This window comes from Vibrio sp. 1402, assembly GCF_033340275.1.
The window spans coordinates 419,871-446,089 of record NZ_JAWOWE010000001.1 but is presented as its reverse complement, the minus strand read 5'-3'; the positions used below and the strand labels follow the sequence as shown (position 1 = coordinate 446,089).

21 protein-coding genes are annotated in these 26,219 nt (G+C 44.3%); 11 read left to right on the top strand and 10 right to left on the bottom strand.

The window, feature by feature from the left end; genetic code table 11:
* Nucleotides 1-28 precede the first annotated feature (28 nt).
* The gene (napF, locus tag R7044_RS01805) at nucleotides 29-514 is read right to left on the bottom strand and encodes a ferredoxin-type protein NapF (RefSeq protein WP_081107471.1); all 486 of its coding nucleotides are present in this window, start codon (nucleotides 512-514) and stop codon (nucleotides 29-31) included.
* Between the two features lie 247 nt (nucleotides 515-761).
* Here napF and narQ point away from each other — a divergent pair, with 247 nt between their 5' ends.
* Together narQ and R7044_RS01795 are read left to right on the top strand one after the other, a co-directional pair.
* Nucleotides 762-2,498: a nitrate/nitrite two-component system sensor histidine kinase NarQ gene (gene narQ, locus R7044_RS01800; protein ID WP_025767926.1), complete on the top strand. Its 1,737-nt coding sequence runs from the start codon at nucleotides 762-764 to the stop codon at nucleotides 2,496-2,498.
* Between the two features lie 4 nt (nucleotides 2,499-2,502).
* A complete protein-coding gene (locus R7044_RS01795; RefSeq protein ID WP_031777156.1) occupies nucleotides 2,503-3,117 on the top strand; it encodes a response regulator in 615 nt (204 codons plus the stop codon).
* Nucleotides 3,118-3,207: 90 nt separating this feature from the next.
* Here R7044_RS01795 and R7044_RS01790 read toward each other — a convergent pair whose 3' ends face one another.
* Nucleotides 3,208-3,381, bottom strand: coding sequence for a hypothetical protein (locus tag R7044_RS01790; RefSeq protein ID WP_005373524.1), 174 nt, complete (start codon nucleotides 3,379-3,381; stop codon nucleotides 3,208-3,210).
* A gap of 261 nt (nucleotides 3,382-3,642) precedes the next feature.
* Between R7044_RS01790 and R7044_RS01785 the strand changes: the two genes are divergently transcribed.
* Nucleotides 3,643-4,506 (top strand): DUF6279 family lipoprotein, encoded by an 864-nt coding sequence (locus R7044_RS01785; protein ID WP_149192122.1) that lies wholly within the window; start codon nucleotides 3,643-3,645, stop codon nucleotides 4,504-4,506.
* Between the two features lie 170 nt (nucleotides 4,507-4,676).
* Nucleotides 4,677-5,906, top strand: coding sequence for a peptidase T (pepT, locus tag R7044_RS01780; RefSeq protein ID WP_149192121.1), 1,230 nt, complete (start codon nucleotides 4,677-4,679; stop codon nucleotides 5,904-5,906).
* A gap of 82 nt (nucleotides 5,907-5,988) precedes the next feature.
* Here the strand turns inward: pepT and R7044_RS01775 are convergent, their stop codons facing one another.
* A complete protein-coding gene (locus R7044_RS01775; protein WP_005373515.1) occupies nucleotides 5,989-6,453 on the bottom strand; it encodes a dCMP deaminase family protein in 465 nt (154 codons plus the stop codon).
* Between the two features lie 419 nt (nucleotides 6,454-6,872).
* On the opposite strand from R7044_RS01775, the gene vmeY reads away from it, so the two are divergent.
* A complete protein-coding gene (gene vmeY, locus R7044_RS01770) occupies nucleotides 6,873-8,000 on the top strand; it encodes a multidrug efflux RND transporter periplasmic adaptor subunit VmeY (RefSeq protein WP_064369359.1) in 1,128 nt (375 codons plus the stop codon).
* 8 nt (nucleotides 8,001-8,008) lie between these two features.
* Nucleotides 8,009-11,161, top strand: coding sequence for a multidrug efflux RND transporter permease subunit VmeZ (vmeZ, locus tag R7044_RS01765; RefSeq protein WP_054574703.1), 3,153 nt, complete (start codon nucleotides 8,009-8,011; stop codon nucleotides 11,159-11,161).
* 90 nt (nucleotides 11,162-11,251) lie between these two features.
* Here vmeZ and R7044_RS01760 read toward each other — a convergent pair whose 3' ends face one another.
* Together R7044_RS01760 and arfB are read right to left on the bottom strand one after the other, a co-directional pair.
* Entirely contained in the window at nucleotides 11,252-13,021 is a 1,770-nt protein-coding gene (locus tag R7044_RS01760; protein WP_025767924.1) for a methyl-accepting chemotaxis protein, read from the bottom strand.
* Between the two features lie 100 nt (nucleotides 13,022-13,121).
* Entirely contained in the window at nucleotides 13,122-13,535 is a 414-nt protein-coding gene (gene arfB / locus R7044_RS01755) for an alternative ribosome rescue aminoacyl-tRNA hydrolase ArfB (protein ID WP_017635196.1), read from the bottom strand.
* A 76-nt stretch (nucleotides 13,536-13,611) separates the two neighbouring features.
* Between arfB and R7044_RS01750 the strand changes: the two genes are divergently transcribed.
* Nucleotides 13,612-14,214, top strand: a complete 603-nt coding sequence (locus tag R7044_RS01750; protein ID WP_017819896.1) for a beta-phosphoglucomutase family hydrolase — start codon at nucleotides 13,612-13,614, stop codon at nucleotides 14,212-14,214.
* A gap of 88 nt (nucleotides 14,215-14,302) precedes the next feature.
* Here the strand turns inward: R7044_RS01750 and R7044_RS01745 are convergent, their stop codons facing one another.
* Nucleotides 14,303-15,295, bottom strand: coding sequence for an OmpA family protein (locus R7044_RS01745; protein ID WP_225455314.1), 993 nt, complete (start codon nucleotides 15,293-15,295; stop codon nucleotides 14,303-14,305).
* A gap of 458 nt (nucleotides 15,296-15,753) precedes the next feature.
* Between R7044_RS01745 and aroG the strand changes: the two genes are divergently transcribed.
* The 3 genes from aroG (at nucleotide 15,754) to R7044_RS01730 (ending at nucleotide 19,904) form a co-directional block, all read left to right on the top strand.
* Complete coding sequence (gene aroG / locus R7044_RS01740) at nucleotides 15,754-16,806, top strand: 3-deoxy-7-phosphoheptulonate synthase AroG (protein WP_017635200.1); 1,053 nt, start codon at nucleotides 15,754-15,756, stop codon at nucleotides 16,804-16,806.
* A gap of 153 nt (nucleotides 16,807-16,959) precedes the next feature.
* On the top strand, nucleotides 16,960-18,132 hold the full coding sequence (locus tag R7044_RS01735; protein ID WP_025767923.1) for an MFS transporter: 1,173 nt from the start codon (nucleotides 16,960-16,962) through the stop codon (nucleotides 18,130-18,132).
* A gap of 209 nt (nucleotides 18,133-18,341) precedes the next feature.
* The gene (locus R7044_RS01730) at nucleotides 18,342-19,904 is read left to right on the top strand and encodes a methyl-accepting chemotaxis protein (protein WP_053349255.1); all 1,563 of its coding nucleotides are present in this window, start codon (nucleotides 18,342-18,344) and stop codon (nucleotides 19,902-19,904) included.
* A gap of 141 nt (nucleotides 19,905-20,045) precedes the next feature.
* Here R7044_RS01730 and tkt read toward each other — a convergent pair whose 3' ends face one another.
* On the bottom strand, nucleotides 20,046-22,037 hold the full coding sequence (gene tkt / locus R7044_RS01725) for a transketolase (RefSeq protein ID WP_053349254.1): 1,992 nt from the start codon (nucleotides 22,035-22,037) through the stop codon (nucleotides 20,046-20,048).
* Between the two features lie 125 nt (nucleotides 22,038-22,162).
* The gene (gene tal, locus R7044_RS01720; RefSeq protein WP_005373488.1) at nucleotides 22,163-23,113 is read right to left on the bottom strand and encodes a transaldolase; all 951 of its coding nucleotides are present in this window, start codon (nucleotides 23,111-23,113) and stop codon (nucleotides 22,163-22,165) included.
* 466 nt (nucleotides 23,114-23,579) lie between these two features.
* Between tal and R7044_RS01715 the strand changes: the two genes are divergently transcribed.
* On the top strand, nucleotides 23,580-24,581 hold the full coding sequence (locus tag R7044_RS01715) for a sugar-binding transcriptional regulator (RefSeq protein WP_005387670.1): 1,002 nt from the start codon (nucleotides 23,580-23,582) through the stop codon (nucleotides 24,579-24,581).
* A 165-nt stretch (nucleotides 24,582-24,746) separates the two neighbouring features.
* Here the strand turns inward: R7044_RS01715 and R7044_RS01710 are convergent, their stop codons facing one another.
* Both R7044_RS01710 and R7044_RS01705 read right to left on the bottom strand, forming a co-directional pair.
* Nucleotides 24,747-25,577 carry a sulfurtransferase gene (locus R7044_RS01710; protein ID WP_053349253.1) on the bottom strand — a complete coding sequence of 277 codons (831 nt, stop codon included), beginning with the start codon at nucleotides 25,575-25,577 and terminating at the stop codon, nucleotides 24,747-24,749.
* A 140-nt stretch (nucleotides 25,578-25,717) separates the two neighbouring features.
* Nucleotides 25,718-26,218 carry a hypothetical protein gene (locus R7044_RS01705; protein WP_053349252.1) on the bottom strand — a complete coding sequence of 167 codons (501 nt, stop codon included), beginning with the start codon at nucleotides 26,216-26,218 and terminating at the stop codon, nucleotides 25,718-25,720.
* Between the last annotated feature and the right edge of the window lies 1 nt (nucleotide 26,219).

The window sequence follows — 26,219 nt, the reverse complement described above, 5'->3', positions numbered from 1 at the left end:
TTATTGCCTTTGGCCGACGACATTCGGCTTAGGCTGTTGTATTGCTCACATTGATGGATGAAGTCGGGCACACTGAAACACAGGCGCCGCAGCCGTTACACTCATCAAGGTCTAAATTGGGTTGTGCTACTTTCCCCAGTTCTAATTTGAACTGAATCGCCATCGGGTCGCACATATCCCCACAGCTTCGGCATTCGACATTTTGTTTTGCTAAGCAGTTATCGTTGATACTTGCTTTTGCTTGCCAAGGTTGTTCTGTTTCTGGCAAGAAAAGGGGCTCAGGACAGGCGTTTGCACATTGATAGCAAAATGTGCATTCATCGATGGAAAAATCGACCGAGGGGAATCCGCCATCACTTTTGGTTATAATCTTTGTTTCACAGGCCTCAATGCATTTACCGCAGCGAGTGCAATCGTCCGTAAACTGTTGCGGTTTAGTTAACCAAGGCAAACGTACGACGTTGTCGGGGTGCGCTTTTCTTGCAAAGAGTCTTCTTCTGGAAAGGTCTACCACTTAGTCACCTCGAAACTTGGAACCCAAACTAAGCATAGTCCACAATTTTCATTAATAAACTGTCATTTAAACTAACGAAATTGTAGTTTTTGACATATTTGTATAAATACCTCTTAGGGGGTAAATGGTATGCAATATTGTTTTGGATCAATAAATTCCGTCGCAGGTGATCACATATTGATAAAGTTGAAAGGTAATGGGTTCATTGCACGTACAAATAGGATTGTTAATGGGCGAGGAACTCAGATTGTTTAAAAATGTGAAAAAGTCGGTGACGCGCACGATTGCGTCCGCAATGCTTCTTATTTTGCTGCTCTCAGTTGCTACGACTGGTTTTGCAATTTTTACGTTAGCGTCCAGTTTGAACGATGCTGAAGCCGTCAATGTTGCTGGCTCGATGCGAATGCAAAGCTACCGTCTGGCGAATGATATTCAGGTTAAATCTGTTGACTATTCTTCACATATTGACGCATTTGAACATTCGATATATTCACCTTCAATGAAAGCGCTTCAGCATTGGTCTGTGCCAGAAGACATCACTCACGATTACTACCGTCTTATTATCAGATGGCATGAACTCAAGGCGGTGCTTAGAGGAGACAACCCGGCAGAATATCAACTCCTAGTGGCCGGTTTTGTTGAACAAATCGATGAGTTTGTATTTAAGCTGCAAAGCTTTTCGGAGCAAAAACTGATTAACTTAGCCTGGATCGGCGGGTTAGGGTTGGGTGGCATCCTTTGTGTCAGTATGTTTGTCGTTCATTTTGTGCGCCTCGAAGTTGTTCGACCTCTGCGTGCCTTAGTTTTTGCTAGCGAGCAAATTAAAAATCGCTCATTCAATATATCGCTCAATGTATCTAGCGATAATGAAATGGGAATACTGACTCGAACCTTTAACCGGATGGCGACAGACCTTGGTAAGTTGTACCGAGGATTAGAGCAAGCGGTTGATGAGAAAACACGTAAATTGCAGCATGCCAACCAGTCTTTAGAAGTGCTGTATGACTCGTCAAAAGAACTCACGGCGTCGCGTATTAATCAAGACAATTTCCAGGCGATTTTGCAGCATATCGTCAGTCTTGAGGGCATTAAAGCGGTCAAACTTGAAATCGAGCAGTTGGGAGAACCGAGCTGGATATTGATGGAAGGAGAAGAATGCTGCCAAGATTGTGATGAAGATTGCCACGGTAAAGCCCTGATGCTAGATGGTGAGCACTTGGGCTATTTATATTGGAAAGCAGGGTTACCTTGTCCGAACGAGGCTCTTATTGACAACTTCGTGCAGATTTTATCACGCGCTGTGTATTACAATCGGGCGCAGCGCCAAGCAGAACAAATTCTGCTGATGGAAGAGCGAGCCACTATTGCTCGGGAGTTGCATGATTCATTGGCTCAAGCACTCTCTTACTTAAAAATTCAGGTCGCTTTGTTGAAGAGAAGCGTAAAGAACTTGCCTGACGAAAAGGCGATCGCGCAGGCTAATCAAGTTATTGCCGAGCTAGATACGGGCTTATCTGCGGCTTATACGCAGTTACGCGAATTACTGACGACGTTTCGTCTTACGATTAAAGAGGGTAGTTTTGGCCAAGCATTGCAAGACATGGTTGAAACGCTCAGTGAACAAACTGCTGCGGACATTACGCTAAAAAATAGACTTTCATCAACTGAACTGGACGCACATCAGCAGGTTCATTTACTACAGTTGATAAGAGAAGCGGCAATTAATGCTATCAAACATGCGCAAGCAGATAATATTCACATTCAATGTCTCGATAATGATGGAAAAGTCACAGTAACCGTTAGCGACGATGGAATAGGCTTTGAACATCAAGACGAAAAATTAAATCATTACGGTATGAGTATCATGCAAGAGCGGGCCGCTAGACTGCATGCCGATCTGCACATCGAAGCATCGATAAACAAAGGTTGTACCGTAAAATTAGAATTCCAACATAGTAAGGAAGTAAACAGTGACAGTGTGTAAAGTAATGCTGGTGGATGATCATCCACTCATGCGAAGAGGTATCCACCAGCTTTTAAGCTTTGAGCCTGAGTTTGAGGTCATTGCAGAAGCAAGTAATGGCGCGGATGCAGTAGCGAAAGCGCATGAGCTAGAACTGGATCTTGTACTTCTTGATCTTAATATGAAAGGCATGTCTGGCCTTGATACTTTGCAAGCACTGCGTGCAGATGGCTGTGAAGCCAGAATTGTCATTCTAACCGTTTCAGATAGTCCAGCAGATATAGAAGCAATAGTTCGAAGTGGTGCCGATGGCTATTTATTGAAAGACACTGAGCCTGATGAGTTGGTTGAGTTGCTAAAACAAGCGCACCAAGGGGACAAGGCATACAGCCAAGAAGTTTCTAAGTATTTGAGTGAACGTTCAGAGCAAGAGGACGTGTTTGATACACTGACCGATCGTGAATCTCAGATCTTAAGAGAGGTGGCAAGAGGTTTCCGCAACAAGCAAATTGCCGATCGTCTTTTTATCTCTGAGTCTACGGTTAAAGTACATATGAAGAGTTTACTTAAAAAGCTTCAAGTTCCTTCTCGTACTGCAGCAACCGTCCTTTATCTTGAGCGCTTTGGCGACATCAAATAACATTGTTGGATTTGAATCTGTAATAATAAATAAAATCAAATGCTTATATTGATTCTGACGAATAAAAAAACCGCCTAACAGGCGGTTTTTTTACTTGTCTGGGCGAATAGAGTACAAGTCACTGTTGTGCTTACCACACTCCAAATAGTACTGATAAGCCACTTTTTTGCTTTCAGCAATGACTCTCATGCAGTGCATTTTCCCCTGTTCAAAATATCGAATCTCATATTCTACACTGGTATCAAGTTGCTCAGCGGCTGCCATACTTCGCCTCCATAAACCATCCCAAAAACATCCATGCAAATTATATGCCGTTATAGGGAGCGTCGTTCGGTACGTTTTTTAGCCGATAATTGCGCTCTAACTCACTTTTTTGCGGATAGCTGTGATCAAAAAGTTAATTTCAAACTCTATATATTATTAAGGTGGCAATCAATATTTGTCACACTGGTGTAAGTTTGCCGCAATACTAAGTGATACAGGTTGAGTATAGAACTTAATCAACAGAAAAGGGAATACGAATAAGTGACTAAATTAAAGGATGTATCTAATAAGGCGCTTCGTTATGGCCTTCTATTTTGCTTCGTATTTCTGCTTGCCGGTTGTGCGAAAAAGTTTTTATACAGCAATATCGATTGGTTCGTGCTCGATTACTTAGAGGACTATGTCTCGTTGCAAGGGGAACAAGAAGTCCTAGTGGAAGAGCGCTTATTATTGTTGGCAGACTGGCACAAGAAAGAGGAGTTACCATTATATATCGAACATTTAAAAGACCTTGAGAGATTAAAAGCGAGCGATATCACCTTAAATTACTTACAAAAAAATCGAGATAGAATGCGAGCGCATTACGATAGAGTGGTCAGCAAAGCAGCACCAGATCTTTTTGCGTTAAGTTTGCAATTAACGAAAGAGCAAGAACGCGAGTTTTTGAGTAATGTACAAGAACATTATCAAGAGCGAAACGCAAAATATGCCGATAAGACAGAAGACGAAGTGCGTGAAATTATTCTGGATAACACTGAAGAGTGGATGGAAGAATGGCTGGGGAATCTATCAGGAAATCAGCGTCAATTAGCTCAAACATTTTCTCAGCAAGTTATTTTAAACAGCCCTTTATGGAGAGATTATCGAGCCACGGTATATCAAGAGCTCGAATACTTGTTCGACAACAAATCTAATGTTGTGACTTATCAAGATATATTTATGCGACTCTTGTTCGAGCCAGAGAGTTATTATAGTGAGCAGCTTTCTCTGAATATTGACTCTAACTTTGCATTGGTTGATCAACTGACATTAGATGTTTCTCGTTCGATGACCGATAAGCAATGGCGTCATTTTCGTGAAAAGGTTAAAGAGTGGCGAGTACTGGCTGAGGAACTTTTAGATTAAATTCATACTTCAATGAGCGAAAGCAAAGCGCAAAAGCCTTTCTTATCAAAAAATGATTCAAAGCAAATTCTTATTGAGCTAAGAGCGTAACATAGCGTGAGGTTTGATGAGGCAACGTCAGCTTATCAATGCGTGATAAGGCCTCATCGTACAAAACAATGAGAATAAATATGAAACATTTAGTTGAAAGATTTCTTCGATACGTCACGTTTGATACCCAATCCAATCCACATGTGACGCTTTGCCCAAGTTCACCTGGTCAGCTTGTGTTTGCTGAGTTACTTAAAAATGAGATGATCGAGCTTGGTTTAAGTGACGTGACTTTGGATAAAAATGGCTACTTGATGGCTAAACTGCCAGCCAATGTTGATTATGAGGTTCCTCCTATCGGCTTCATTGCCCATATGGATACCGCGCCGGATGCATCTGGCAAAAACGTAAAGCCGCAATTCATCGAAGATTACCAGGGTGGCGATATTGCATTAGGGTTGGGGGATGAAGTGTTATCTCCCGTGCAATACCCAGATTTACATCACCTACATGGCCACAATCTTATTACTACCGATGGCACTACATTACTTGGCGCGGATAACAAAGCTGGTATCGCAGAGATTCTTTCCGCGGTAGCTCTGCTACTGGAAAACCCAGACATTCCACACGGCGACATTTGTATCGGCTTTACTCCGGATGAAGAAATCGGTCGTGGTGCAGATTTGTTTGATGTTAAGAAATTTGGCGCGAAATGGGCATACACTATAGATGGTGGCCCGCAAGGTGAATTGGAATACGAAAACTTTAATGCAGCAAACGCTGATGTAATTTTTCATGGTGTTAGCGTTCATCCAGGTACTGCAAAAGGCAAAATGGTCAATGCGATGAACTTGGCTGCGAAATTTCAAGTTCAAATGCCCCAAGATCAAACTCCGGAAACAACCGAAGGTTACGAAGGGTTCTTCCATCTAAAATCGGCAGAAATGGGCGTTGCACGAAGCGAGCTCGGTTACATTATTAGAGACTTTGACCGTCAAAGGCTTGAGGAGCGAAAAGCCTTTATGCAGAAACTCGTCGATGAAATGAACACGGGTTTACGCCATGGTTCTGTAGAGCTAAAAATAAAAGACAGCTATTACAATATGAGAGAAATGGTTGAGCCTTACCCTCATATCATTGAGTTGGCGAAGCAAGCGATGGAAGCGTGTGATGTGGAACCGATTATAAAACCTATTCGTGGTGGTACAGATGGCGCTCGTTTATCTTTTATGGGTTTGCCGTGCCCGAATATCTTCACCGGTGGTTTTAACTTCCACGGAATTCATGAGTTTATTTCTGTTGAAATGATGGAAAAATCAGTACTCGTTATTGTCAAAATTGCTGAGCTCACAGCGAAAAAACACAGTTAAAAGACTACGTCGAGACCTCTTGCAGATTTAATAACAAAATAGCCCAGATCTCTCTGGGCTATTTAAATATTAAGATGGAATACTAGCGCACGTCTTTGTCTTCAATTTCAATGTCTTCTAGCGGTAACCAGTCGACTTTCACACCCGCTTGGTCGAACATATCTTGACTGACTTGGATTTTATCTCCCCAGCGAGATAAAAAGTCTTCAGACTGCTCAGGGCAGTGTACGTGTGAGATCCCTGTTTGAATGATCTTTGCCGCGCAGTTAGGGCAAGGAAAATGCGTTACCCAAATATCACATCCGTCTAAGTCACGTTTTGAGAACAAAATTGCGTTCTCTTCCGCGTGCAGTGTTTTAAGGTATTTCAACTCGCGCTCATCGGTGTCGACACTGTCAGAAACACCATGCGGATAGCCATTAAATCCAACAGATACAATGCGATTCTGTTTAGTAATAACGGCACCGACTTGTGTTGATGGGTCCTTACTCCAAGACGCCACTAGTTCTGCCATCTGGTAAAAGCGTTTCGCCCATTTAGAAATCATAGTCATCCTCTCTGTCGAAGGCGTTGAATTAATTGAATGATAACCCATTTATATTAAAAAAATAGTCAAAATCGGGGTCTTGAGTATGAAGGCGTCACTTTTTACCTTTTTAGCCACAAAACGTTCTTATCTTGAGCACTGAATCTCACTTTACGCCCGAATACAATACTCCCGTTAGTGTTTCCAAGCACACGCTAAAATTCGCGATCTCCTAAGGCGTATATTAAATAGTTATGATTGAGTTGTATGTATATTGCTCATTGAATACCACTGTTAACTAAATTACTTTATTTTCCTTTTGTTTCTCATGTTTACATTTAGAAACACCTTGGGCGCTTTTCAGTGAAGTTTTCAGTGGCAGCAAGGAGTAAGGTTGATAGGAATTCAACAATATCCTGTTCTATAAAGACGGTAAATACATGCAAAAGAAACCACTTGTCGCACTAATGGCGGCTACAGCAATCCTCGCTGGATGCGGGGAAGCTAATAATGCCCAAACGAAAGGTCAAGCGCCTCTCGTAGTGACTCAGGATGTCACGGTTATCGACTACCAACCGAGCAAGTCTTATATCGGTCGCATTGAAGCAGTAGAAGATACCAATATTACCGCGCAGATTTCTGGCTACTTAAAAGCTCGTCACTTTGAAGAGGGGCAAATGGTAGAAAAAGGGCAGCTCCTTTACTCTATCGAGCCATCTTCTTTTGAAGCCCAAGTCGCGAGTGCTAAAGCCGCACTTGCACAAGCTAAAGCGGCGCTAAAAAAAGCCGAATTAGATCATACTCGAGGTAAAAACTTGTTGCCTCGCGGTAGTATCTCTCAATCTGAGTTTGATGCTTTAACAGCGGCACTTCTTGGTGCGAGAGCAGAGCTAGAAGCGGCAAATGCTCAACTTAAACTTGCTGAAGTTAACCTTTCCTATACTCAAATCCGAGCACCTTTTAGCGGACGTATTAGTGATACCAAAGTGAGTACGGGTGATCTGGTTTCTCCATCATCTGGCGTGCTGACGACATTGGTGAGCTTAGACCCAGTGCATACCTCATTTAGTGTGAGTGAGCGCGAGCGTTTAGCCATGGGTATGGATCAAGTCAAAGGCGACGGCTCAGCAGAATCAAACCGCGTTGAAGTTCAGCTTGAGCTTGAAAATGGTCAGTTTTTTGAGCATCTGGGTAAGCTCGATTTCTTAGGTAATCGTATTGACACCAAAACGGGTACGATTGCAATGCGTGCGCTAGTGCCAAACCCAGAGCAGAAGTTACTTCCGGGTCAGCACATCAAAGTGAACTTAAGAGATAAGAATACGAAGGACGTTATTGTTATTCCACGACGTGCCGTTCAGACTGACTTAGAAGGTGACTTTGTGATGGTGATGGCTGAGGGAAATGTCGCAGAGCGTCGTAACGTAGAGCTTGGCCCTCAGGTTGAACAAGGTATTATCATTCGAGAAGGGCTCGATCAGGAAGATACAGTTATTACACAAGGCCTACAACGTGTGCGTAATGGTGTAGAAGTGCGCCTTCAAGCACCTGCTGAAGATAAGCAGTAGGGGGCACTATGTTAAGTCGTTTCTTTATTCAGAGACCTAAATTCGCGCTGGTTATTTCGATCATATTAACGCTAGCCGGCGCGATCTCACTGGCGATTTTGCCAGTGGCGGAGTACCCACAGATAAGTCCGCCATCAGTCAGCGTTTCGGCATACTACACCGGTGCGAGTGCGGAAGTTGTCGAGCAGGCCATTGCTGACCCCATAGAGACCTCAGTCAACGGCGTTGAGGATATGATATACATGTCTTCAAAGAGCGCGAACGATGGCTCTTACAGCCTAAACGTCACGTTTGATGTCGGCACCGATCCCGATATGGCGCAAGTTAACGTGCAAAACCGCGTGTCACAGATTGAGTCAAAACTGCCTCAAGAAGTTCGCATGGTTGGTGTGACGGTGAAAAAGCGTTCACCTGACTTGCTGATGGTACTTAACTTCTATTCACCTGATGGCAAATACGATGATCAGTTCTTGATTAACTACATTAACTTGAATGTAAAAGATCAGTTGGCTCGTGCGAAAGGTATCAGTGAAGTTAACGTGATTGGTGGTGGCGAATACGCAATGCGTGTTTGGTTAGATCCTGAAAAAATGGCCAACCTTAAGCTAACCACGTCAGACGTATACGCCGCTTTGGCTGAACAGAACGTTCAAGTTGCGGCAGGGCGTGTAGGTGCAGCACCATACAACAATCCGCAAGAAGTTCAGTTTAACCTTGTGACCAAAGGTCGCTTGGAAAGCGTGAATGAGTTTGAGAACGTAGTCCTTCGAGCTAATCCCAATGGCTCTACGGTTTATCTGAAAGATGTTGCTCGCGTTGAACTAGGCAAAAAGTTCTACGATGGTAACGGTAAGTTCCGTGGCCAGGACGCGTCAATCGTTGCGTTGTCTCTTCAATCGGATGCGAATGCGTTAGAAAGTGGTCAGGCCGTCATGGAGCTCCTTGAAGGCTTGAGCAAAAACTTCCCAGAGGGAATGGAATACGAGACCAGCTACGATACAACCGTGTTCGTATCTGAATCGATCAAAGGGGTAGTAAAAACACTGATTGAAGCGATTCTATTGGTGATTGCTGTAACTTACTTGTTCTTGGGTAGTGCGCGTGCAACGTTGATTCCTGTTGTCGCGATCCCCGTTTCTCTGATTGGTACGTTTGCCATCATGCAGGCAACGGGCTTCACCATTAATACGGTTACTTTGTTTGGCTTGATCCTTGCGATTGGTATCGTGGTGGACGATGCGATTCTGGTTATCGAAAACGTCGATACTACCATGGCGAAAGACCCAACCATTTCACCGCGTAAAGCGACGTTGCTAGCGATGAAAGAAGTAACGGGACCAATCATCACGTCGACCTTGGTTCTACTTGCGGTATTCATACCCGTCGCCATGCTGCCAGGTATCACCGGTATCATGTATCGCCAGTTCGCTTTGACCATCTGTATTTCGGTTGTGATTTCATCCATCAATGCATTGACGCTGTCTCCAGCACTTTGTTCTCTGGTATTGAAGCAGGGTGGGGGCAATACCGCTAACTGGTTCCAGGCTTTCAACCGAGGCTTAGAGCGCATCACTACGCGTTATGGCCAGATCGCTGGTTTCTTGGTGAAGAAGTCTTTACTGCTCGTGACGTTCTTTATAGTTGCTATCGCAGCGGTCACTTTCTTTGCGAAAACCACCTCTACAGCGTTTGTTCCTCAAGAAGATAAAGGCATTTTGCTGGTTAACGTACAGCTACCAGATTCAGCCTCTTTATCACGCACTGAAGAAGTCACCAATGATTTAATGAAAATGATCGGTGAAGAACCTGGTGTGGATGGTGTGACGGTTGCGAACGGTTACTCGTTTATGACAGGCGCAGCAGCATCAAACGGTGCTTCTGTATTTATCAAATTGCATGACTGGGATACTCGTAACTCGCTGCAAGGAGAGCACTCTGCTAATGCTATCGCGGCACGTATTAACGGTCGAGCGGCGACAGAGCTACCTCAAGCGGTTGTTTTTGCGATGGGACCACCGGCGGTTCCTGGTATGGGCGCTGCGTCTGGTTTTGAGTTTGTGCTTGAAGACACGCTAGGGCGAAGTCGTACCGATTTGTCGATGGTCATGGGAGAAATGATCCAAGCGGCTAACCAAGCGCCTGAAATTGCCTACACGTTTAGCACGTTCCGCGCGAATGTTCCGCACTACTACGTTGATATCGATCGTGAGAAAGCGCAGCAATTAGGTATTTCGCTGTCGTCTATTTTCCAAACCTTGCAAGGCAACTTAGGTTCGCTTTATGTGAATGACTTCACCATGTTTGGTAAGAACTTCCGCGTAACCATGCAAGCTGATAGCCAGCACCGTAGCAGCATGGAAGATCTAGAGCGTTTCCATGTTCGTTCTTCGAACGGTGATATGGTCCCGTTAAGTACGCTAGTGAGCTACGAGCAAGTGTTTGAGCCTGATGTGGCGTGGCGTTACAACATGTACCGCAGTGCTATCATTCAAGGCCAACCAGCTCCGGGTTACTCTAGTGGTGATGCGATTGCAGCAATGGAACGCGTTGCTGCTGAAGTTCTTCCGCAAGGGTACACGTATGAATGGACAGGTATGGCTTATCAGGAAGTGCTCGCGGGTAACCAAGCCATTTATGCGTTTGCGCTGGCTTTGATCTTCATTTACTTGTTTATGGTGGCTCAGTATGAAAGTTGGAGTATTCCACTGGCTATTATTTTGGTGGTCCCAGTAGCAACGTTAGGTTCCTTCCTTGCGTTGAATCTAACTGGCACGCCGCTTAACTTGTATGCCCAAATTGGTCTTGTCTTGCTCATAGCCTTGGCGGCGAAAAACGCAATTTTGATTGTGGAGTTCGCCAAGCAAGAGCGAGAAGAAAAAGATGCTGATATCGATAGTGCAGCGGTTAAAGGAGGCACTTTACGTTTCCGCGCTGTGAATATGACATCTTGGTCATTTATTCTGGGTATCTTCCCGCTTATCTTTGCCGCTGGCGCGGGGCACGTGAGTCAAAACTCACTCGGCGTGTCGCTGATTGGTGGTCTATTGTGTGTGCTTCTAGCAGGTACATTCTTGATCCCAGGCTTCTACGCTCTGGTGCAAAGACAGCGTGAGAAAGTTCATGGCGGCAACACCAAGCTGGTTCCTCTTGATGATGAATAATCACATCCGAAGTGCGCAGTAAGCACGAAGTGACAATTGAAAAAAAGCCCGAAGCAATGATTGCCTCGGGCTTTCTATTTTGAAAAAGGGTTATTTTAGCGCAGTTTTGAATTGTGCAACGGCTTCATCCATATCATGAGCTTGAGCAGAGACAGAGTTCACTTCATGCAAGCATTCCTGAGCGGATTGCATGTTATTCTCAGATATTGCGTTTAGCTCGGTGATTGAACCGCTAACTTGGTTCATAACGATACCTTGTTCTTCAATTGCTGAAGCTATGCGCTCCGAATTACCTTGAATTGAATGCATGTCAGTGATGATCTGCTGTAGGCTAGAATCCAGTTTTTCAGAAGCATTAAGTGTTTGTTGCCCTTGATCGTTACATTGATCAATATCAGCAACAACTGTAGACATTTGAGTTTGAATGTCTGCAACGACCCGCGTGATTTCCTCTGTGGATTGATGAGTTCGGCTAGCTAGGGCGCGTACTTCATCGGCGACAACTGCAAACCCGCGGCCTTGTTCGCCTGCTCGCGCGGCTTCAATTGCTGCGTTGAGAGCTAGTAGGTTGGTTTGCTCTGCAATTTCTTGGATGATGTTCACGGCACCACCAATTTTATCTACATGCTGATTCAGCGAGCCAATCGACTGCTGGCTGTTTGATAAAATCGTGGTTAGTTGACCGATGTTGGTTACCGTCGCCTCAACAACTCCTCGACCTTGTTCGGCATTATTCGCTGCCTGATGTACGCCTTCTACCGCAACTGATGTGCTTTCAGAGATTTCACCTATTGTGGCAACCATTTGCTGAACTGCCGTCGCCATTGATGCTGTGTGGTCAGTTTGCGTGTGGAATTGCTCCATAACGCCTTCTAACTCACGATGCATATTATCGGTACTTGCAGTGAGTTGCGCCGATTTTTCTTGGGTACTACTAATTAGATGCTCAAGCTTATCCAATAGGTCATTGAGGTGATGACTGATATCAAATAGCTCGTCTTGACCTTTCAAATCAGATCGAAGTCCCATGTTGTTCGTTTCGCTGATACTTCGAATGGTGCCAAGTAAGCTATTCACTCGCGTATTGATTGAACGTGAAATTTGCCAAATCAATGCGAAAATAACGACTAAGATCAGAGCTGTAATGACCTGCTTGATGGTCGACATTTGTTCATCACGTTGTGCGGCAGCAGAGCTAAGGGCTGTGGAAAAGGTTTCAAATTGCTCTTCTACGGCATGGGATAATGCGCGAGTTTCACCGAGTAGGCCTTTGTCATAAGCAACCCCAACAACTTGCTTTTGGGCCGCCAATTGCTTACCTGTTTTGATAAGCTCCGGAGCATATTGCCCCTCAAGCAAGTCACTATTGAATAGTCCTGCTTTTACCGCAGAGTCAAAACGGACTAATGCCAATAACTGCTGGTGGTCTGAACGTTGTTTAGCTTCTAATAGTGCTTGTTCGTAACCGGCGAGAAGCCCACTCTTTGAATCAAGCCCGTATCGTTGGTAAGCGCTGACCAGATTCTGAAAGCCCCTTTGGTATGCGAGCAAGTCTTGCTTAAATTGTTGACTGGAAGGTAATTCATTACTCTTGAGTATGTTCGCAAGCTCTTTTTCTGTGTCTATAAACTTGTCAACATTGGCGTCAAACTTATTTAGATATTTGTCATTACTACGCAGTAGGAAATCTTTTTCATTTCTGCGTAAGTTGAGTAAGCGTATTTCTAGATCACCAACGAGTTTGATGGCGTGATTAAGATCATTGCTCTTATTTTCAAAATGGGATGACGTACCCAAAAGGGCCACGATGCCTAAAATGGCGATAACTCCGAGGAAGTAGAGTTTTTGCCTAATAGTCATATTGTTGTTTCCTGAATAAGTAACTAAAAAGAGAAATCCAATGAGATTTCCAAGGGCTAGCAAACGTTGTTCAACTAACATGTCGAGAAAACGACATGCACTAATACAGCACTTTTTTACGTTGCTGTTTTTTCGCTCCGTGCTTGTTTTTTGTATCAAGTCGTCGGCGTTGAGAAGCGCGGGTTGGTTTCGTTTTAATACGCTTCTTCTCCTGTAAAGCGGCAGCTTTTATCAATGCTTGAAGCCGATTTAGGGCGTCTTCCTTATTTTGTTCTTGTGTCCGAAATTGTTGCGCTTTGATGATGATCACGCCATCTTTACTTATACGACTATCAGAAAGTGCAAGTAATCGCTCTTTGTAAAAGTCAGGTAAGCTTGAATGCCGGATATCAAAGCGCAGGTGTATAGCGGACGCTACCTTGTTAACGTTCTGGCCACCATTTCCTTGAGCTCTAATTGGGGATAATTGAATTTCCCACTCTTGAATTGTGACGGAGTTCGAAATTTTGAGCATGATAAGTAAATGCCGGTAAGGACGATTGAAAGAGCTGATAAATTAACATTACAGATGCACAAATAGAAGAAAAGACATGAGCACGATTGATTTTAGACCCTATGAGGGATTCATATTTGATATGGATGGTACTCTAATCGATACCATGCCAGCCCACTTGGCAGCTTGGCAAGCAACTGCTGAGCGTTTTGATTTTCCGTTTTGTCAGGAGTGGTTTCACAGTTTAGGAGGGATGCCGAGCTTTAAAATTGTTGAGGAACTAAATCGTGTGCATGAGCTTTCATTAGATCCTAAAACTGTCGCGACATTTAAAATGGAAACATTCGCTGCTATGGAGCTTCATGGTGACGTTATTCCTTGCACGAACATCGTGTTAGAGGAATATTTAGGCCATAAGAAAATTGCAGTCGGGACTGGCAGCCAACGAGAAAGTGCCATGCGCTTATTAAGCCATGCAGGTTTATTAGACAAGTTGGATGTTGTAGTAACCGCGAGTGATGTAGAGAACCATAAACCCTTTCCAGATACTTTTTTGGTGGCCGCGGAACAACTCGACTTGGAGGCGTCACAGTGTCTTGTGTTTGAGGATACTGAGCTGGGGAAGCGAGCGGCGCATGCAGCTGGTATGGATTGTGTTATGGTGCAAGATAATGAGTTGATCTTTTTCCCCAAACCATAGTGGCAATATCCCTTAATATGAGATCAAAATGGGGTGCAAATGCACCCCATTAATTTTTACCACATCATCGATCATGAATCATAGATGCTTATTCTGGTTGAACTAGCTCTTGGTATTCAAATGAAGGTACCACAACTTCTACGCGACGGTTTTTCTCACGACCTTCGCGAGTGCTGTTGTCAGCAACTGGGTTTTCTTCACCCATACCTTTAACTGTCAAACGATCTGAACCAATGCCAGCTGCGGTTAGGTAATCAGCAACAGATTGAGCACGACGCTCAGACAGTTTTTGGTTGTATGCCGCAGGGCCTGAGCTATCCGTGTAACCAGTAATCTCTACTTGAGCTTGAGGATATTCGTTCAAGAATGAAACAAAGTTGTCCAGACGTTCAGAAACGAACTCTGTTAACTTAGCACTATCGAATTCAAACGTACCTGTACCGTACTCTTCTTTGTGCACCTTGCTCATCATCACTGGTTCTGGATCTGGCTCGATCACTTCTTCCGTTACAACTGCTGCAACAACTGGAGCTGCTGCGAATTTGTAGTTAACACCGATACCAAAGAAGTTAGCATCCATGTCGTCCCACACGTCGTCAGACATATCTTGGTAACGTTGGTATTCAGCGCGAACACTCCAGTTTCTATCGATCGAGTATTCAGCACCCAAAGAACCTGTTGGGACAAAGTCTGTTTCGTCATCAGACATCATGTAAGCACCACCGATCTTAGCAAACAGATTCCAAGAGTCGTTTAAGTGCCAGTTGAATTTAGGTGCAAGTGTTAAAGCCGTTAGATTGCCGTCAATCGTATTAATCGTATTAGCCCCTGACCTAGAGTTTCCTTCATAGTCGCCTAAGAAGTCTACGCCGTACTCTAGCCCGATGATATCGGTAAAGTCATAACCGATATGTAGTCCTGCACCGAACGCTTCATCATCACAAGGGCTATTTAGATAGCAAGCGTCGTCAAGTGTAGTCATGCCCACTTTGCCCCCGATGTACATTTCAGCTTGAGCAGAGTTTAAAAGCGCGCTACTACCAGCTACCACTGCTGCTACTGCAATTGCTACTTTGTTCATAATGTTTCCTTGTATTGATTGCATATTAACTTCTACTTCGTTTTATCAAAAAATTAGAAAAAACCAGCGTTTATAAGAAATTAGTTTAATATTCTAATCATTTCATATCAAGCAACAATATATTTGAACTTGATCAACATTTACTACCCAAAAATACCTCACAAACTTCTGATATTTCTTACATTGTAGTAAAGATTTTTTGGTGCATAAGAAAATTGATGATTATTTTGAACTTTTTTCGTAAACTTTACTTTACATTGTGCGCGGTGGTTAACAGGTGGTTTTTATTTGCATTTATTTGCAAAAACTGATTGCAAGTCTACGCCTAAGCCGATAAGTTACTTAAACGCTAGACAGAAAATGACCACAGCCCTTGATGCTGCTCGCTTTGTGAACAATGTTGCAATGAGTTCAGTTGGTAAAAATGGGGTCGGAAATAAAACCAGGAAGTAGAAGTAATGTTTCAAACTGATGATGTAAGAATAAATAGAGTAAAAGAGTTATTGCCACCTGTTGCAGTATTAGAGAAGTTCCCAGCGACTGAAACCGCTTCTTCGACCACTTTTGATTGCCGTAACGCCATTCACAATATTCTTGAAGGAAAAGACGATCGATTACTCGTGATCGTTGGCCCGTGTTCTATTCACGATCCGGCTGCCGCGGTTGAGTACGGTAAAAAGCTAAAAGTACTACGTGATGAACTGGGCGAGCAGCTTGAGGTTGTTATGCGAGTTTATTTTGAAAAGCCGCGTACGACCGTTGGTTGGAAAGGCCTTATCAATGACCCTTACTTAAATGACACCTATAAGCTAAATGATGGTCTACGTATCGGACGTAAACTTCTTCTTGATCTAACCGATATGGGCTTGCCAACGGCAAGTGAATTCTTAGATATGATCACACCTCAGTACGTGGCGGATTTGATCAGTTGGGGCGCTATCGGTGCTCGTACGACAGAATCTCAGGTTCACCGCGAGCTAGCTTCTGGTCTTTCTTGTCCTGTAGGTTTCAAAAACGGTACAGACGGGAATATTAAAATAGCGAGCGACGCGATTCGTTCTGCAAGCGCTTCCCATCACTTCCTTTCAGTAACAAAATACGGTCATTCCGCGATCGTAGAAACCGCTGGTAATCCAGACTGCCATATTATTCTACGTGGCGGTAAAGAACCAAACTACAGTGCAGCACATGTAGCTCAAATTAAAGATGAGCTGGACACCGCAGGTCTGCCGAAAAAAGTGATGATTGATTTTAGCCATGCTAACAGCTCGAAGCAGTTCAAGCGTCAAATGCTGGTGTCTGATGATGTATCCGAGCAAATCTCTGCTGGCGAAGAAGCCATTTTTGGTGTGATGATCGAGTCTCATTTAGTTGAAGGTCGCCAAGACTTAGTGGATGGCAAAGCAGCCACTTATGGTCAGTCGATCACTGATGCATGTATTGGTTGGGAAGACACGGAAACGGTACTTCGTCAGCTTTCTGATGCAGTAAAAGCGCGCCGCAACAAGTAAGCTCAACAGAAAAACTTTTTTAAAAGCGAATAGTGAAGAGCCAGAGGTACTATGCCTCTGGCTCTTTTTGTTGAGAATTACTCTCATATCTTTCTATTGTTTCTGCTTTCCTATATGTTATCTGTATACGTCGTAACCAAAAGGAATTTGGAATTGAATCGTAATGTATGGCTTCTATCCCTCTGCCAAGCCTTATTAATGACAGGGAATATTTTACTCATATCTGTTATTGCCCTTATTGGCAAAACACTTGCGCCGTCATCAAGTTTTATCACATTACCAGTTGCACTGCAGTTTTTGGGACTGATGGCCGCGACAATTCCTGCGTCGCTAATTATGGGCAAGTTAGGGCGTCGCCTTGGTTTTAGCCTTGGTAATGTCATTGGCATTTTGGGTGCTAGTCTAGCGACGTATGCATTAAGTCAACAAAACTTCTATCTGTTCTGCATGTCTACGTTTTTGCTTGGTGTTGGTATAGGTTTCGGTACTCTATACAGGTTTGCTGCCATTGAAGTGTGTGAAGAGTCGGCAAGGCATAGGGCGATTTCGATATCTATGGCGGGTGGGGTGTTAGCGGCGATCCTTGGACCTAATTTGGCGGTGTACTCACAGCAGTGGTCAGGTGATGGCTTATACATTAGTGCATTTGCTGTGCTTGTCGTGCTTTATATAACCGCGTTGGTTGTGCTACAAACCATTCGTTTTCCACCTGCACACACGCAGGCGCTACACGCTAAGGCGGATAAGCTGAGACTGATTATTCGTCGACCTAATTTCATGCTGGCCGTTATCGCGGCAATGGTTGCGTACGCGGTGATGAACATTTTAATGACAGCAACTCCTTTAGCGATGATTGGTTGTGGCTTTGATTTTGATAAAGCGGCGGGAGTGATCGAATGGCACGTGTTGGGTATGTTTGCACCTGCGTTTGTCACGGGCCGTCTGATAGAGCGGTTTGGCGCTAAGAATATGATTTTAGCGGGTGGATTGCTATTTGTTGCTTGTATTGGAATTAATATACATGGAGTGTCTATCTGGCATTTTAGTCTTGCTTTAATCCTGTTAGGAATAGGGTGGAACTTTATGTTTATCGCAGCAACTGGGCTGTTTAGTCAAAGCTATGAAGCGAAAAACAGAAGCAAGGCTCAAGCGTTTAATGAATTCTTCGTGTTCAGTTGTGTCACCATCACCGCATTACTATCTGGTTGGCTTGAGTCTACCGTAGGTTGGCAGAATCTTAATTTGTATGTTCTTCCATTTGTGTTACTCGTTATCGCGATGTTTGCGTTAAAAACGAATAAAAAGCCAGAATCACAAACCGCTTAATTAAGTCTTAATATATAACCCGGCCTATCGTGTCGGGTTTGTTTATTAGCTCAAATCAACAATCTCCTCTTTATGTTTTTATCGATAATGTGAATTCCCACAATAAAAATGTAGATTTGATAAGACTTTTTATCTAACTTTTTGTAATAAAAATAAAAATCCTGTATATATCTTGCCGAAAATCAATAAAAACTAAAGAAGTTTCGTCTATGTCAGCCAATATTTCTCATAAAGCTCAAGAAACTCTCGTGAGGGAGTCTGAGGAACTCGTCTCAACAACGAACTTACAAGGTGTTATTACATATTGTAATGAAGCCTTTTGCCGCGTTGCTGAATACACTCACGAAGAACTTGTCGGTCAGAACCATAATATAGTTCGTCATAAAGATATGCCTAAAGCCGCTTTCGGTGATATGTGGGCACGCCTTAAACAAGGTAAAGCCTGGCGTGGAATGGTTAAGAATGCCACTAAGTCTGGCGGTTACTATTGGGTTGATGCTTATGTCACCCCTATCTACGAAGACAACCATGTTGTTGGGTATCAATCAGTGCGCGTGAAACCAAAGCGAGAGTGGGTTGATATTGCGACAAAAGCCTACAAAAGCATGCGTGCTGCAGAGAAGTCTGGCAGAACTTGGTCGTTGAAAATCAATGAAACCATTCGCTATGCGATTCTACTTGGTGCACTAACCGCACCTGCAACCGCATATGCGTTGTCTGTTGAAGGGCCGTTGGCTTGGCTTGCAAGTGCGTTACCTGCAAGTGTTCTAGCTCTGTTATTCCGCCAAGAGTTAATTGATACACCTCAGCAACTTAAAAAGTTACAAAAGCAATATGACAGCGTAAGTCGCTTGATCTATTCTGGTAACACGGCATTTTCGATTGCCGATTTCCATATCAAAATGCTATCCGCAAGAATTCGAACCGTGTTAGGAAGGATGACTGACTCCGCATTGCCTTTGCAGCATTGCGCCGAAGAGCTTAGTCAAACAACGGCAGATGTCTCGGCTGCATTAAATCAGCAAAATACCGATATTCATCGTGTGCGAGATGCTACCCAAGAGGTGGAGTCGTCGGCAAATTCGGTTTCTTCGAGTACCAATGATGCCCATATGTTGATTGATGATACATTGAAGTCATGCTTGATGGCGAAGGAGACCATCGATCAAACGCACACCAATCTAGCGAAGTTAAGCCTTCAAGCTGAAAAAGCGACGGAAACGACGCATCAACTGAGTGATCAGGCGCAGAAGGTGAACCATTTGATGGAAGAGATTGGTGGGATCGCAGAGCAAACCAATTTACTGGCACTCAACGCGGCGATTGAAGCGGCAAGAGCAGGGGAGCAAGGTCGTGGTTTTGCTGTTGTAGCTGATGAGGTCCGCGCGCTTTCTGGGCGAACATCCAATGCAACTGAACAAATCCAAGCCTCTATCTCCACTATGTTGGCAACGATTCAAAGTTGGCAGAAAGATATTCTGGCAAACAAAGAGCAAACCGATGCCTGTTCTCAAGTAGCAGAACAAAGCGCGTTGCGTTTGTCTGAAGTTGAACAGATGATGCAAACCATGAGTGGGCTGATGGTTGATGTAGCAGAAGCGGCGAATAACCAGTTAAAGCTATCTAGTGATGTAAACCAGCACATTCATTCTATTGCTTCGACCGCAGAACAAAACTTGGCAGCAACACATTCAGTTGAGCAAAATAGCCGACAGTTGAAAGACCAAGTACAAGATTTCTATCAGCTCGCACTTCGATTTGAAGACAAATAGTCGTGACGAAAGTTGTGATGTTTATGTCCTGGCTGCGTTTATGCGAATAGGAGCCAGATAAAAGAAAGCCCCGCCATTGCTGGTGGGGCTTTTCAGTTTTCACATTCGCAATAGAGAAAACTGACTATCTTTTTACTGCAATTACGCGAGTAGCTCTTTTGCTGTGTTCACTACGTTTTCAGTTGTGAAACCAAACATTTTGAATAGTTCGCCAGCTGGTGCAGATTCACCGAATGAAGTCATACCGATGATGCGACCGTCGAAGCCTACGTACTTGTACCAGAAGTCAGCAATACCTGCTTCAATTGCGATACGTGCTGTTACGTCTGATGGCAGTACAGCTTCACGGTAAGCGGCGTCTTGTTTGTCGAATGCGTCTGTTGATGGCATTGAAACAACGCGTACTTTCTTACCTTCAGCAGTTAGCTGTGCTGCTGCTTCTACTGCTAGTTCAACTTCAGAACCTGTTGCGATAAGGATTAGCTCTGGCTTGCCTTCGCAATCTTTCAGAATGTAAGCACCTTTCGCGATGTCTGCTACTTGTTCTACTGTGCGCTCTTGTTGAGCAAGGTTTTGACGAGAGAAGATAAGTGCTGTCGGTGCATCTTTACGTTCAATCGCTAGTTTCCAAGCTACAGCGGACTCAACTTGGTCACATGGACGCCATGTGCTCATGTTTGGTGTTAGGCGTAGCGATGCCATTTGCTCAACTGGTTGGTGAGTTGGACCATCTTCGCCAAGACCGATAGAGTCATGCGTGTACACTTGGATGTTCTGAATTTTCATCAGTGCAGCCATACGCATTGCGTTACGTGCGTACTCCATGAACATTAGGAATGTTGCGCCGTAAGGAACGAAACCACCGTGTAGCGCGATACCGTTCATGATCGCTGTCATACCGAATTCACGTACGCCGTAGTGGATGTAGTTACCAGAGAAGTCGCTTGCTTCTAGAGACTTAGAACCAGACCACATGGTTAGGTTAGAAGGTGCTAGGTCAGCAGAGCCACCCATGAACTCTGGTAGTAGAGCACCAAATGCTTCTAGAGCATTTTGAGACGCTTTACGTGATGCAATGTTTGCTGGGTTAGCTTGAAGATCAGCAATGATTTGGCTTGCTTTTTCTTCCCACTGTGCAGGAAGCTCGCCGTTTACGCGGCGTTTAAATTCAGCTGCCAGCTCAGGGTACGCTGCTTCATAAGCTGCAAATTTCTCGTTCCACGCTGCTTCCTTAGCTGCGCCTGTTTCTTTCGCTGACCATTCTGCGTAGACTTCTTGCGGAATTTCAAAAGGACCGTGCTCCCAACCTAGTTCTTTGCGTGTTGCTGCGATTTCTTCTGCACCTAGTGGCGCACCGTGACAATCGTGTGAACCAGATTTGTTTGGTGAACCAAAACCGATGATAGTCTTAGTACAGATAAGTGTAGGACGTGGATCCGCTTTCGCTGCTTCAATTGCTGCGTTGATTGCGTCAGCATCGTGACCGTCTACTGCAGGGATTACGTGCCAACCGTAAGCTTCGAAACGCTTAGGTGTGTCGTCAGAGAACCAACCTTCAACGTGACCGTCGATAGAGATGCCGTTGTCATCCCAGAACGCGATCAGCTTGCCTAGACCTAGAGTACCTGCAAGAGAACATGCCTCGTGCGAAATACCTTCCATCAGACAGCCGTCGCCCATGAACACGTAAGTGAAGTGGTCAACGATGTCGTGGCCTTCTTTGTTGAACTGTGCTGCTAGCGCTTTTTCAGCTAGAGCCATACCAACCGCGTTAGTGATGCCTTGACCTAGCGGACCCGTTGTGGTCTCGATTCCTGGCGCGTAACCGTACTCTGGGTGACCAGGAGTTTTAGAGTGAAGCTGACGGAAGTTTTTCAGATCGTCGATAGACAACTCGTAACCTGCAAGGTGCAGTAGAGAGTAAATCAGCATTGAGCCGTGGCCGTTAGACAGTACGAAACGGTCGCGGTCTGCCCACTCAGGGTTTGATGGGTTGTGGTTTAGATGAGAGCGCCAAAGAACTTCAGCGATGTCAGCCATACCCATAGGTGCACCTGGGTGACCAGAGTTAGCTTGTTGAACACCATCCATGCTTAGCGCACGGATTGCATTTGCTAGATGTTTACGATCCATAGTGATTACTTCTCGATATTTGATTTAAATAGAGGGAACTCGCCGAAACAAGTTCAAATAGAATTTTTTGAAAATAGTGCTGATGGTAAAAGCGAGTAGACGGGCTACTCGCTTTTGGTAAGCAATTAAAGCTTAGCTTCGATCATCGCTTCTAGTTTGCCTTGGTCAACGGCGAAGTTGCGGATACCTTCAGCCAGCTTCTCAACAGCCATTGGGTCTTGGTTATGTTCCCATAGGAACTCTGCGTGAGTCATTGGTGCTGGACGCTCAGCTGCGCCTTTAGAATCAACTAGTTTCTCAACTACTTCACCCTCAGCTGCTTCTAGTTCTGCAAGTAGAGCAGGAGCGATAGTTAGACGGTCACAACCAGCTAGTTCTAAGATCTCACCGATGTTACGGAAGCTTGCGCCCATAACTACAGTTTTGTAGCCGTATTCTTTGTAGTAGTTGTAGATCTTAGTTACAGATAGTACGCCTGGATCTTCTTGAGCTTCGAAGTCACGGCCTTCTTTCGCTTTGTACCAGTCCATGATACGACCAACGAATGGCGAGATTAGGAATACACCCGCTTCTGCACAAGCACGTGCTTGAGCGAACGAGAATAGAAGCGTTAGGTTACAGTTGATGCCTTCTTTTTCTAGGATCTCAGCTGCGCGAATGCCTTCCCAAGTTGAAGCCAGTTTGATAAGGATACGGTCGTTAGTGATGCCAGCATCGTTGTACATTTTCACTAGTTGACGAGCTTTCGCTACGCTGCCTTCCATATCGTAAGATAGACGAGCGTCTACTTCTGTAGAGATACGACCTGGGATAGTTTTTAGGATTTCTTTACCGATGTTTACTGCAAGCATGTCACAAGTGTCTTGAACTTGTTGAGCTTTGTCGTTGCTCTGTGCTTTAGCGTATTCGATTGAAGCATCGATTAGAGGTGCGTACTCTGCGATTTGAGCGGCTTTAAGGATAAGAGAAGGGTTAGTTGTTGCGTCTTCTGGCTGATACTTTTTAATTGCATCAATTTCGCCAGTGTCTGCTACTACAGTCGTTAGTTTACGAAGTTGCTCTAACTTGTTGCTCATAATCGATCATCCTATTTAAATGGGCTTAAGCGTGATTTTTGTTATCACAGCTTGTGCATTTGCAAGCGAGTTAGCTAACCGTCTCATCGCATTTAATGAGACATCTGCTCAGCCAACTACGGAAAATTTCGTTACCGAACAAATGCTATGAACATTTGATCGATAGCTGAGTAAATGATGTGTCCATATTTATCCTATCTATGCTGAAAGTCAATCGCTGAAATGGACTTATAGTGAACTTCATCAACGTTTTTTTACTGTGTGTTTAGTGGTTAACCCAAATAAACGTTTGCCCTTATTGTTCAAAGCTTGAGCGTTGTCCAAGAGGGTAAAAAATTGTAGTGAGAAAATGTTATTGCGATGAGCAAATGTAGCGTTTAAATTGATAAAGAACATATGCTAAGTCAATGAGCATATGTTCACTTATTGCATACAATATCGATCCTCTTAAAGGGCGAGAGAAACCATGAGCAGTTCTAATCAAGATATTTCCATTGAAAACACGGATTTGTTGACAGAGATTTCCGTCGCGTATTATCAAGACGGTGCGACTCAGGAAGAGATATCGAGAAAATTTGCCATATCACGCGCAAAGGTCGGGCGAATGCTCAAGCAAGCGCGTGATGAAGGCATTGTTGAAATTACCGTTAAATATCATCCGGTGTTCAGCGCCAAGATCGAACAACGTTTGATCGAACGATTCGGCGTTAAGCGCGCGCTTGTTGCTCTTGATCAACCGAATGAAGAAGCGCAACGACTACAGGTATCGGGATTGGTGTCCAATTATCTCACTAGCACGCTCAAAAACGGCATGGTGGTGACGGTCGGACAAGGGCGCAACGTGTCGTCTGTCGCTCACCATATTGGTGTTATTACGCCGCGTGACTGTAAATTTGTGTGTGGCATTGGTGGTATTCACCCGCGTGGCGGTATGTATAACGCCGACCATATTTGTCGTCAGTTGGCGAAGAAATATGGGGGAACCTCTGAAACCCTTTATGCGCCGGCATACGCAGAAAATAGAGAACAGAAGTTGGCCTTCATGCAAAATGCAACCGTGAAACAAACGCTCGACCTAGCACGTAAAGCCGATGTCGCTTTGGTTGGTATTGGTGACATGAGCGAAAACAGTTACATGGTCGACTTAGGTTGGTTTACGCCTGATGAAGTGGTTCAGTCGAGACTTCAACAAGGTGTGGTAGGGGATTTTGCAGGTTATGACTTCTTTGATATTCACGGTAATGTAGCGAACACGGTAATGAGTGACCGAGTAATTGGACTTGGTATTGAAGAGTTTCGGCCGATCTCGGAAGTCATTGCGATCGCAGCTGAGAACAGCAAGCCACTCGCTCTACTCGGAGCATTAAGAACTGGAGCGATAGACGTGATCGCCACGAGCGTTAGCAACGCATTAACCGTGCTCAACTTAGATGAGCAAATGCACGGCAACGCGACATCTGAACGCTAACGGAAATAGTCGGCTTTTGATGTAGTCAGGCTATGAGGGGTGACAAATCACTCATAGCCAGTTTCTATTTCGAAATGACAAGTTTGGTTTAGAAGCTGCGTTTAGTTTATTGGAACACACCATCTTTAGATAAACGTAAGATACTTTGTTAAACAGACACTTGTCTTAACGCTCGATAGGTAGAGAGTGGTCAGCACCCCATTCGGTCCAAGAACCGTCGTACACCGACAGATTGTCTAGACCAATTTGATACGCCGCGAGTAATAAAATGCATGCGGTTACACCGGAACCGCAACTAAAAATAATCGAATTGTCACTATCTATCGTTAGTGCGCTAAATATCTGTTGCAACTCTGAGTTTGGTTTAATGTGACCGTTGGTCAAGAGTTCTTGAAACGGTAAGCAAACCGAATTTGGAATGTGCCCACTACGTAGACCTTCTCGTGGCTCAGGCACTTCACCAAGGAATCGTGCTTTGGCTCTGGCATCGATGATGTTGGCACTTTTATTGGTTGAATGAGCAAGAACATCTTGTGCACTCAAAAAGGCATTTTGGTTGAGCTTACCCGCAAAGTTACCTCTTTCGCTTGGTTGCGATAGGGTACTTTCAACAGGGAATCCGGCTTCAATCCAAGCAGGAAGACCGCCATTTAAGACTCGAACATTATCATGTCCCATAGCTTTGAACATCCACCAAGCTCTTGGCGCGGCTAAAGTGCCAGAGTTGTCGTAAACCACAATCAAATCTTCGTTGTTCAAACCGAGTTGTTGCGCACTTTGGTTGAAGCCTTCTTCTGTTGGCATCATATGCGGCAGGGAAGAACCGGGTAAGCAAAAGTCATTGTCGTAATCAAAGCGTAAAGTATTTGGAATCCACTTATCTTGAATCTTTTTGCCTTCAGAAGGGATTTGAAACGCAATACTAGCGTCGAGGAGTTTGACGTTAGGTTGGCCGAGAAGGCTATTGAGTTCATCAGTACTAATCAGTGCTTGCATTGTCTTTAGTTTGCTAGGTGGATAATCTTACTGTTTTACAACAAAAAAATCGCATGTTCAAAAGAACGATGCGATTTTTAAGCTTGAGATTGAAGATTTATGATGAAGGGGCGCTTTCGCTATGCCTTCAATCTATCTAGTTACATGGTCCAAGTGTTGTCTCCTGAAGTAATCACTTTCTGAATTGGGTCACTGCCGTCATAGAACCAAATTTCAACAAGTAGGCTACCTTGGCTATCAGAAACATTAAAGTCGACGTTTGCTGTACCGTTGTTGAGTGGAACCGATGCGACTTTACTTGGGTATCTTGCATCGTAGTTACCTGAACTGTGCTCAACAAACTCTTTGTACACGCTTAGGTGTGCTCGTTGTGAAGAAAAACCACTGATGTCTACATTGAGCGTACCTTCCGTCACTGGGTTGTAGCTAAAGCCATCTGGTACTACTAGATCCTGCATGGTTGCATCTTCCACTGTTACCGTTGTCTCTTCTTCAGTAGTTTCTTCCTGCTGGGTAGTATCTTCCTCTGGCACCGTGGTTTGGGTTGGTGGAGGTGGTGTACTGTTACCACCTCCGCCGCCACCGCCTCCGCCACAAGCCGTTAGTGCTAATCCCATGATGATTGTGATAAGTGCTTTCATA

What these genes read in the sequence shown, in the direction of transcription:
- R7044_RS01715 (WP_005387670.1), top strand. Translation starts at nt 23,580, where the DNA reads ATGAGCAGTTCTAATCAAGATATTTCCATTGAAAACACGGATTTGTTG.
- R7044_RS01790 (WP_005373524.1), bottom strand. Translation starts at nt 3,381, where the DNA reads ATGGCAGCCGCTGAGCAACTTGATACCAGTGTAGAATATGAGATTCGA.
- tkt (WP_053349254.1), bottom strand. Translation starts at nt 22,037, where the DNA reads ATGGATCGTAAACATCTAGCAAATGCAATCCGTGCGCTAAGCATGGAT.
- pepT (WP_149192121.1), top strand. Translation starts at nt 4,677, where the DNA reads ATGAAACATTTAGTTGAAAGATTTCTTCGATACGTCACGTTTGATACC.
- R7044_RS01730 (WP_053349255.1), top strand. Translation starts at nt 18,342, where the DNA reads ATGTCAGCCAATATTTCTCATAAAGCTCAAGAAACTCTCGTGAGGGAG.
- aroG (WP_017635200.1), top strand. Translation starts at nt 15,754, where the DNA reads ATGTTTCAAACTGATGATGTAAGAATAAATAGAGTAAAAGAGTTATTG.
- vmeY (WP_064369359.1), top strand. Translation starts at nt 6,873, where the DNA reads ATGCAAAAGAAACCACTTGTCGCACTAATGGCGGCTACAGCAATCCTC.
- R7044_RS01710 (WP_053349253.1), bottom strand. Translation starts at nt 25,577, where the DNA reads ATGCAAGCACTGATTAGTACTGATGAACTCAATAGCCTTCTCGGCCAA.
- R7044_RS01705 (WP_053349252.1), bottom strand. Translation starts at nt 26,218, where the DNA reads ATGAAAGCACTTATCACAATCATCATGGGATTAGCACTAACGGCTTGT.
- R7044_RS01795 (WP_031777156.1), top strand. Translation starts at nt 2,503, where the DNA reads ATGCTGGTGGATGATCATCCACTCATGCGAAGAGGTATCCACCAGCTT.
- R7044_RS01760 (WP_025767924.1), bottom strand. Translation starts at nt 13,021, where the DNA reads ATGACTATTAGGCAAAAACTCTACTTCCTCGGAGTTATCGCCATTTTA.
- R7044_RS01750 (WP_017819896.1), top strand. Translation starts at nt 13,612, where the DNA reads ATGAGCACGATTGATTTTAGACCCTATGAGGGATTCATATTTGATATG.
- tal (WP_005373488.1), bottom strand. Translation starts at nt 23,113, where the DNA reads ATGAGCAACAAGTTAGAGCAACTTCGTAAACTAACGACTGTAGTAGCA.
- R7044_RS01745 (WP_225455314.1), bottom strand. Translation starts at nt 15,295, where the DNA reads ATGAACAAAGTAGCAATTGCAGTAGCAGCAGTGGTAGCTGGTAGTAGC.
- arfB (WP_017635196.1), bottom strand. Translation starts at nt 13,535, where the DNA reads ATGCTCAAAATTTCGAACTCCGTCACAATTCAAGAGTGGGAAATTCAA.
- vmeZ (WP_054574703.1), top strand. Translation starts at nt 8,009, where the DNA reads ATGTTAAGTCGTTTCTTTATTCAGAGACCTAAATTCGCGCTGGTTATT.
- R7044_RS01775 (WP_005373515.1), bottom strand. Translation starts at nt 6,453, where the DNA reads ATGATTTCTAAATGGGCGAAACGCTTTTACCAGATGGCAGAACTAGTG.